10 protein-coding genes and 2 pseudogenes are annotated in these 8,112 nt (G+C 65.9%); 6 read left to right on the top strand and 6 right to left on the bottom strand.

Annotation, left to right across the window (positions count from 1 at the left end; genetic code table 11):
• Positions 1–196: 196 nt before the first annotated feature.
• A complete protein-coding gene (locus ACIPK3_RS33090; RefSeq protein ID WP_402575759.1) occupies positions 197–613 on the top strand; it encodes a hypothetical protein in 417 nt (138 codons plus the stop codon).
• Positions 580–972, top strand: a complete 393-nt coding sequence (locus ACIPK3_RS33085; protein WP_402575757.1) for a hypothetical protein — start codon at positions 580–582, stop codon at positions 970–972. The genes ACIPK3_RS33090 and ACIPK3_RS33085 overlap by 34 nt, the downstream gene beginning before the upstream one ends.
• Here the strand turns inward: ACIPK3_RS33085 and ACIPK3_RS33080 are convergent.
• The 3 genes from ACIPK3_RS33080 to ACIPK3_RS33070 all read right to left on the bottom strand — a co-directional run bounded on the left by ACIPK3_RS33080 (position 896) and on the right by ACIPK3_RS33070 (position 3,700).
• Positions 896–1,318 (bottom strand): transposase, encoded by a 423-nt coding sequence (locus ACIPK3_RS33080; RefSeq protein WP_402575756.1) that lies wholly within the window; start codon positions 1,316–1,318, stop codon positions 896–898. The genes ACIPK3_RS33085 and ACIPK3_RS33080 overlap by 77 nt on opposite strands.
• Before the next feature lie 201 nt (positions 1,319–1,519).
• A complete protein-coding gene (locus ACIPK3_RS33075; RefSeq protein WP_402575754.1) occupies positions 1,520–2,536 on the bottom strand; it encodes a glycosyltransferase in 1,017 nt (338 codons plus the stop codon).
• 219 nt (positions 2,537–2,755) lie between these two features.
• The gene (locus ACIPK3_RS33070) at positions 2,756–3,700 is read right to left on the bottom strand and encodes an amidohydrolase family protein (protein WP_402575752.1); all 945 of its coding nucleotides are present in this window, start codon (positions 3,698–3,700) and stop codon (positions 2,756–2,758) included.
• Positions 3,701–3,885: 185 nt separating this feature from the next.
• Between ACIPK3_RS33070 and ACIPK3_RS33065 the strand changes: the two genes are divergently transcribed.
• Positions 3,886–4,470: a hypothetical protein gene (locus ACIPK3_RS33065; protein WP_402575750.1), complete on the top strand. Its 585-nt coding sequence runs from the start codon at positions 3,886–3,888 to the stop codon at positions 4,468–4,470.
• On the opposite strand, the gene ACIPK3_RS33060 is transcribed toward ACIPK3_RS33065, so the two are convergent.
• From ACIPK3_RS33060 to ACIPK3_RS33050, 3 genes and pseudogenes are all read right to left on the bottom strand, one after another.
• Positions 4,430–4,573 carry a hypothetical protein gene (locus ACIPK3_RS33060; RefSeq protein ID WP_402575748.1) on the bottom strand — a complete coding sequence of 48 codons (144 nt, stop codon included), beginning with the start codon at positions 4,571–4,573 and terminating at the stop codon, positions 4,430–4,432. The two genes, ACIPK3_RS33065 and ACIPK3_RS33060, sit on opposite strands and share 41 nt — an antisense overlap.
• Positions 4,574–4,655: 82 nt before the next feature.
• A pseudogene (locus tag ACIPK3_RS33055) lies at positions 4,656–4,739 on the bottom strand (zeta toxin family protein); the annotation flags it as partial.
• Between the two features lie 174 nt (positions 4,740–4,913).
• Positions 4,914–5,081 (bottom strand): DUF4357 domain-containing protein, encoded by a 168-nt coding sequence (locus tag ACIPK3_RS33050; protein ID WP_402575746.1) that lies wholly within the window; start codon positions 5,079–5,081, stop codon positions 4,914–4,916.
• Between ACIPK3_RS33050 and tap the strand changes: the two genes are divergently transcribed.
• The 3 genes and pseudogenes from tap to ACIPK3_RS33035 form a co-directional block, all read left to right on the top strand.
• Entirely contained in the window at positions 5,064–6,782 is a 1,719-nt protein-coding gene (gene tap / locus ACIPK3_RS33045; RefSeq protein ID WP_402575761.1) for a telomere-associated protein Tap, read from the top strand. The two genes, ACIPK3_RS33050 and tap, sit on opposite strands and share 18 nt — an antisense overlap.
• Positions 6,783–6,795: 13 nt before the next feature.
• Positions 6,796–7,353 (top strand): telomere-protecting terminal protein Tpg, encoded by a 558-nt coding sequence (gene tpg / locus ACIPK3_RS33040; RefSeq protein ID WP_402575744.1) that lies wholly within the window; start codon positions 6,796–6,798, stop codon positions 7,351–7,353.
• A 351-nt stretch (positions 7,354–7,704) separates the two neighbouring features.
• Positions 7,705–8,112 (top strand): annotated as a pseudogene (locus ACIPK3_RS33035) (hypothetical protein); the annotation flags it as partial.

Raw genomic sequence — 8,112 nt, 5'->3', positions numbered from 1 at the left:
TCACTGCAAGTTGACCACGGGTCTCGCCAGATATGCGCATACCACACCAACGAGCCGAACCGCGGGAAGCAACACCTTGATTCTCTGCGAGCCCTAAGCAGGATCTGGTCGATCTGCTGCGGAGGTCTTCGGCCCCGCGGGCAACCACGGCGCGACACGCGAGGTGTCGATCAGGGAGGGCAAGACCCTCCTGTCCATGGACACGGCCGATCCGGTGACCCGCCGACGTGCCGCAACTGTCGCGGCACTCCGGCAGTTGCTGGACGCGCTAGGCCAGCACCGTCGCAGCCTGACCGACCTGGCTGTCGCATTCGGGTCCGACAAGTGGGGCGCGCACTGGTACACCCCGCTGTACGAACGGTACTTCGAGCCTTACCGCGAGCAGCAGGTGAAGGTGCTGGAGATCGGTGTCGGCGGCTACAAGGCCGTTGACGCCGGTGGGGAGTCGCTGCGCATGTGGAAGCACTACTTCCGGCGTGGGATGATCTACGGGCTCGATATCTTCGACAAGAGCGGTCTTGCCGAACCCCGCGTCCAGCTCCTGCAGGGCGACCAGGGCGATCAGGAATTCCTGAGGCGGTGGCCCGGGAGCACGGGCCGTTCGACATCGTGATCGACGACGGAAGCCACATCAGTCGCCATGTCATCGCTTCGTTCGACGCGCTCTTTCCGCATGTGCGTCGCGGCGGGATGTACGTGGTTGAGGACCTCCAGACCTCCTATTGGCCGGACTGGGGCGGGAATATCGACCCCACGGCCTCAGGCACCTCGATGAGCATGATCAAGTCACTGCTGGACGGCTTGAACCACCAGGAACAGACGCGGGAGGGCGGCCCCGCTCCCCTCGTCACGGAGCAGATGGTGACCGGCGTGCACGCGCATCACAACATCGTGTTCATCGACAAAGGACTGAATACCGAAGAGCGTTGGCCGCCGAGCGGTTGGTTCGCAGGCGCGAGCTCGGCGAACTGACCGCGAACGAGCGGCCGGGCCCGGCGCACTGGGCCGCGACCCCGACCGACTTGTCGCCCTTCTTCAAGAACGCGGTCTCGTCCAGCACCAGGACCGCGTCCACATCGCCCAGGTGGGCCACGACGAACTCCCGTCCCCGGTCACGCAGCCCGCTCCAGCTCCACGTCGTCTTGCGCAGCAGATCCTTGACCTCGTCCGGCGCCGTATGGCCGAGGTAGGCAGCGATCTGCCAGGTGTTCTTCCGCTCCACCGGGCCCAACAAAGCCTTGAGGTAGGTCCGCGCAGTCAGCCTCGGCTCGACTCGACACCACAACCCCGCGAGCAGCGCGAAGAAGTCCTCGAACACCCATCCCACCGCTCGACATCCCGCTGCACGTCCTCCATGCACGGCTCAACGCGTCACGCGACCAGCAGGCACGAAGCTCCCCTGTAGTACAGGATGGGCAGTTTGCTGATCGCGTGCTCCGCGGTGGTGGCGGGAGCGGGAGCTTCGTGGCTGATCGGCCCGTACTCTGCGGCTGGTATATGCCCTTCTTGTTGTCGTAGCTCATTTTCCTGGCAGGCTCGCTTCCTGGCTTCCCCTGTTCTTCAGGCATGCGGAGAGGTATTCCGAAGCAAACCGTCGTGCGTCTGATTGCCACGTTGCCTGCAACGCGCCCCCGAAAAACGGGGCGGCGCAGCTCCAGTTCTCCTGGTTGAAGTGGGTGATACCGGCGGTCATCCATGCCTCGGGACGGGTGGCGTCGAGCTGAATTGCTTGCAGGGCACTGTCCAGTGCTTCCGCGTAGCAGCCGCGGGCTGTCAGCAACTCGGAGAGAGCGACCAATGTGTTGTAGTACATCCAGGCGGGTGTGCACGCGGTCCTGGCTGCCGGGCATGTGCAGTCCGACTGGTCTTTGCGTAGTTCCTCCACCGCTTCCCTGGAGGCTGCTACCGCTGCCTCCAGGTCGTGATGGTCGGATTGGCGGATTTCGCCTGCGCGGTAGTAGAGGGTGCGTCCTGACCGGTCACCAGCGGCGTAAAGCCCTTGCAGGATGCGGAGGTTCCGTCTGGGGTCCCGGCACAGTTTCCGCTCTGTTGGGCGGTGTTCGACAACGAGTGCCGGTTCCTTTCGGATGCGTGTCGTCGTGTTGTAGTTCAGGTGCTCGTGGATCGCGCAGACCCAGCGCAAGCCGGATCGGCGGCGGAAGATGCGCTCACGCATGGTCTGCTGGAGGCAGCGGCCGTCCTCGCCGAAGCCCATGTGATAAGGGGCCAGTACGACATCGAGGTCGTCATCCAGTTCTTCGATGACGCGGCGGAACTCCTGCTGGGAACTCCGGGGGATCCGGTCGTCAGCATCCGCCCACACAACCCAGTCACCAGTGCACACCTCAAGGCTGGCATTACGGGCAGCCGCGAAGTCATCATCCCAGGGCATGCTAACGACCCTTGCCCCGGCGGCTTTCGCAATTCTCGGAGTGTCATCACTGCTGCCGGTGTCAACAACAACGAGTTCATCGCAAAATGAGGCAGCATCGGCGAGGATACACGCGATGGTCTCCGACTCATCCTTCACGATCATGGACAGCGATACCCTCGGCATACGGCTTCCTTCAGAAAGGTCATTTACCATAACGGGATTTGGGCCTACGGTACTGAACTTGAACTACCTGGCCTTTCTTGGGATCGCCGCTGCCCTCTGCTGCTACAAACGCTTCCGCAACCTCACCATGTAGGACACGGCCTACACAGGCGAATCATACCTATGCTGATAGAGCTCATCTTGAAGCGGCGCTGCAATTCATTTGGATAGGATGCCCCAGGCGTTGTCCGCGTAAATGGAGTTTTGCGCTTGGGATGTGAGGCCGCTGTCCTTGATGTATTCGACCATGAGGCGATAGTTTTCGCCGCGCATGTGCGGATAGTCGCTACCGAGAAGAAACTGACTCTCCCCGAATGCGTCGACGGCGCACCTCAGTGAGGCCCCATTTCCGTTGACGGTGTCGTACCACATACCTCTGGCTACTTCACTCGGTCGCTGCTTGCCGGATGGCATGAACATTCCGGATTGGATGTCCAGCCTTTTAGACAGGAACGGAAGTACCCCGCCGAGGTGACCGGTGATGAACTTGATTCTCGGGTAACGGTTGGGGATGTCGGCGAGAATCAGATGCATGACAGCCATGGTGTCTTCGTAGGGAGATCCGATCGGCCAGGTCAGGCTGTGTTCGACGATCAGCGGTGCGGACAGTCCGGACCCAGCGGGATGGATGAAGCACACTGCGGAATGCTCATTCAATGCCGCCCACCACGGTTCGAATCGTGGGTCCGCGATGGATCTTCCGTTGATCTCGGTATTGATCGCCATTCCCATAAAGTGCAGGTCGTCCAAGCAGCGGGAAACTTCGGCCACCGCGTCATCGACATGCGGCAACGGCGCGATGCCGAACGCGGCAAGCCTGTCCGGGTATTGGCGGACGATGTCCGCGTAGAGATCGTTGATCATGCCGGCCAACTCGACCGCATGGGAGCGGTCGTCCAGGTACGGAGCCTGCGGCGTGATCGAGAGGACTTGCATGTCGACGCCGTTCTGGTCCATCGTTGTGAACCGTTCGGCCAAGTCAGAGGGACTTTCACTTCCGCCGGGTCCACGGGCTACCTGAGTGCCAGTTTCGGAGCCACCATACCGGTCCAGGAGATCAAGGTATGCGGTCGGATAGTAGTGGGCGTGCACATCGACCCGCATGATCGAAGACCTCTTTCAGTCGCGCTTCTTCTCATCCGTCGTAGCTGCCATGACGCTACCTGTGTTATCTGTTCTGCCGCGCTCGACTCGGCCAACGGGAACGTCCCCATTTGGAATTGACACCCGTACGACTTCCGAAGTCCTTCTGCGCCGTGCTTAGCACGTGGGTCGGGAAGGCATCGGTCTTGCGGGCTGCCGGAACCGGGGGCGACTACCCGCGCCTGAAGCAGGACCGCCTCACCGAGCACGAGCAGCAGGTCGCCCACCAGCTGGTCCGGGCAGGCGTTGGTGACCTGCTGCTCATCGATGACGGCAGCAACCTGAGGGCCGAGGACATCGCGGAAACCGCGCCGCAGATGGAGGGCCTGGCCCTCGTGGTCGTGGACCGTCTCCAGGCCGCGCACAGTGCCCGCCTGCCGCTGTCCGGGGACCGCCTCCCAGATGCCTCCCAGGTCCTGGCCGGCCTCGCGCGCACCGTGCACGTACCGGTGCTCGCCGTCGTGGACAGCGACGACCCCGCACTCCTGGGCCTCCTGGACGCCGACGTCCTGGTGACGCTCACCGCGACCGCGGAGCCGGGCAAGGTCCAAGTGACGGTCACGGAACGCAACTTTGGCACGATCGGCTCGGCGTACCTGCAGCCCGACCTGCTCCACGCCCGCTTCCTCGACGCCGAAGCCGCCCCCGTCGCCCCCACTCACAGCCCGGCTGCTCCCGCGTCCTCGCCAGTCAGCAGCGGAACGACGGGTAGGCGGCGACCGCGTCCTTGAAGGCGTCCATGTCGGCCAGGGCCTCCTCCACCACCACGTCGTACCGGTCGGCGTGGACGCGGGCCTCGACCTCGGCCTGCCACCGGTAGGTCTCCGGGCGCACCCGCACACCGGCTGTGCGGGACGTCCTCAGTCAGGGAAGCGCAGTAGTGCGGATGGACGGCCTTGTAGGTGTCCCGGTCCACCCGCACCGCGCCGCCCCGCTGTTCAAGGGCCGCCTGCACCAGGTCCATCACCAGCGTCTTGCCGCTGCCGGCCTGACCGGCCACGAACACCACCACCGGCTGCCCCTGGGTGACCGCGCCCGCCGTCAGCTTCGGCACGATCACCTCGGCGAGCAGCTCGCCGTACTCCTCCACCAACGTCTCCCGGCAGTGTTCGAGCTCTTCTGTCCGGTCCGGTGTGCGCGTGACAGCGCCGCAGGCCGGACCGGCCCCGGCCTCCTACTGGGTGTCCAGCTTCTGGCGCAGCTGGTCCAGGGTGGAGCCGTCGGGCGTGTGCCACAGCGTGCAGCCGTTGATGACGTTGCCCGTGACGGCTTCCGCCGCCTTCGACGGGGAGGGGAACGGCGAGGAGTGGCCGTCGACGATGAGCTGGCCGTCCGCAGTCACGACAGCGCGGCCCGACCGGTTGGCGCGGCGCTGGCGGTCCTGGACGTCGAGGACGGGAAAGCGCTGGCGTACTGCACCGGCGGCCTGGTCCTGGACGTGCCCGCCAAGTCCCTGCCGTCCCTGGTCGACTGGACGCTCAAGGAGGCCAAGCTCGGGCAGCCGAAACTGTCCGGGCCGGGCAAGGACGCCGACCCGCTCATCGTCCTCACCCAGTCCGCGCTGGAGCGCTACGGCCTGCCCGTCACGCTCACGCAGGAGGAGCAGCTCGCCGGGCGCCTGCCGGAGGGCCACAAGGTCATCAAGCAGCTCGCCCGCGCGCAGTGGAAGCTGACGAAGCGCGGGTTCGGCCCGTGGGCCAGGATCTACCGCCCGGCGACCGGTTCGGAGCGGGCCTGCGTGCAGCTGTGCATCCCGTCGTGGAACGCGCTGGACACCCGGCACTGGGGCGAGGCCGGGCAGCTTCCGCCCGCGGAGCTCGCCCGCGTGCTGGGCGTGTGCGCGACCCGGGTCATGACGCCGCGCGGCTCCACCGCCGTGACGGGCCTGGAGCTGATGACGGCGCTGCACCCGGCAACCCGGGCATCCGAGCCGGACGCCAACGGCAAGCGGCACTCCGAGCACAACCCCGGCAGCCTCGGCAAGGACGCCATCGACCCGATGAACTTCCCGCCGTGCGAGGTCCCCGACGGACACCCCGTCCTCAAGGACCTGCCGCGGTTCCACGTGCGCGGCCCGGCGGAGAAGCTGTTCGAGGAGGCGTACGACTGGGCGCGGCCGATGACCGACGCGGAGTGCACCCTGCGCCACCTAGTCGGCATCGACGTCAACATGGCCTTCGCGGCCGGCGCCAACGGCCTGACCGTGGGCCTGGGCGAAGCGACGCACGTCACGAACCCGGTGTTCGACCCGAAGCTGCCCGGCTCCTGGCTGATCGACCTCAGCCACGTGAACCTGTCGAAGGTGAAGGTCAGCAAGGAGTGGGTGGAGCTGGACGGCAGCCTGCTGCCGTCCCCGTTCACGCCGAAGGGCGAGGCCCCCGAGGGCCCGGCCTGGTACGCGACACCCACCGTCGCCTACGCCCAGGAGCTCGGCTACGACGTCGCGCCGACCGAGGCGTGGGTGCGGCGGGACAACGGCCGCTACCTGGACGGCTGGTACAACCGGCTGCGCGACGCCTACCTCGCCACGATGGCCGACCTCGGCGTCGACGCCGACCTCGCCCCGGCCGACTTCCTCGCCGCGATGGACGGCTACAAGGGCCGCGACCCGGAGCTGACGATCGTCACCACGGCGATCAAGGCGACGGTCAAGGGCGGCATCGGCAAGCTGCGCGAGCGCCCGCGCGGGGAGGGCTGGCGGCCGGACATCCGCGCGGCGGTCATCTCCCGCACCCGGATCAACCTGCACCGCAAGATCGTGAAGCACGCGTCGTTCACCGGGCAGTACCCGATCGCGGTCCTGTCCGACTGCGTCGTCTACGCGGCTGGCGGGCCGTCACCGCTGGACTTCCTGCCGTACCGGGAGGGCAAGCCGCTGCCCGGCGGGTTCAAGTTGGGGATCAACCCGGGCCTGGTCAAGCACGAGGGCACGCAGTCCGTCCTGTGGGGCGAGGAGGTCTGGGAGCAGTTCAGCGCGCCGGAGCTCAACCTCGCCCGGTACATCAAGGACGGCACCGTCACCGACGTCGACAACGGAGAGTAGGTAGGAGTAGGCGATGAGCCTGTTCGGGGACGGCCTGGACGCCGCCGTGCAGAAGGCGTTCACGCGCCCGGCGCCCGAGAACGCGGGCCCGCAGATGCGGTACCTGGTCAAGCAGACGGGCGGCACCAAGGCGGTAGCCCAGATGCTGCGGGTCTCCCAGCGCACCGTCGAACGGTACGTGAAGGACCAGATCAAGAAGCCCCGCCCAGACCTCGCCGCGCGCCTGGAGCGAGAGGTGAAGAAGCGCTGGCAGCCTCAGATCAGGGCCAAGGCCAGGGCCAAGGCGGCGAGCACGGGCGGCATCGTCATCGACGCCCGCGCCCGCATGGGCTACACCGCGCCGATCGGGTCGACGGACCAGGACCGCATCCGGCACCTGACCATCGCCCTGCCCCCGGTGTACGCGGCCCGGCTCTTCGACGCCCAGGAGGCCGGCGCCACCGACGAGCAGCTCCAGGAGATCGCCGCCGAAGCCCTCAAGGAGGTGTACTTCCAGGACGGTGGCCGCCGCGCCGGGAGCCTCGAAGAGGTCCGGTTCACGGACATCGAGCACCTCGAGTTCGACCTGTAGGCCGTGTTCCCCGAACGGGCAGCGAGCCAGGTGTGTGAGCGCTTGAACTGGCGAGTGAGCGCCTCAGTTGGCGGGTTTCGCGTTCAAGGCGATCCCTCCTCCGTCACGCTGTACCCGTGGGAAGAGCCGATCGATGCGATGAGCCTGGCCGCACGAACAAGCACCAAACCCCGTCGTGACGTCACACGATTCCAGGTCGCCTCTGGCGGGGCCGAATCCAGCTTCGCCGATAAAGTCTGACACGTCATTGAGGAGAAGCCCACGCTGGAGCGATGTGGTCTTTCTTCGCGAGTTCGGCATATGTGAGGGTGCACCAGTGGTGGGCTTACGTCGCTGGGCTAGGAGGCTGGGATGGACGAGAGGATCACGGTGGCGGGTAACGAAGTTGCCGGGCACAGCGACGATCAGAGTGCGGCTGCCCAAGCCAATCTGAACGGTCTGTTCGCGGTCGCCGCGGATACCCACGGGAACGTTTTCATCGCCGACACCCTCAATCACCGCATCCGGAGGGTCGACCCCGGCGGGATCATCACCACATATGCCGGTACGGGAGTTCCGGGGTTCTTTGGGCAGGACGTACCTGCTGTGGAGGCCCGCTTCTACTACCCGCGGGCGGTCGCCGTGGACGCCCACGGGAACGTTTTCATCGCCGACACCTACAACCACCGCATCCGGAGGGTCGACCCCGGCGGGATCATCACCACATATGCCGGTACGGGAGTTCCGGGGTTCTTTGGGCAGGACGTACCTGCTGTGGAG

This window comes from Streptomyces sp. NPDC086787, assembly GCF_044745865.1.
GTDB lineage: Bacteria > Actinomycetota > Actinomycetes > Streptomycetales > Streptomycetaceae > Streptomyces.
The sequence above is the reverse complement of the archived record's forward strand: the minus strand, read 5'-3'. Positions and strand labels throughout refer to the sequence as shown.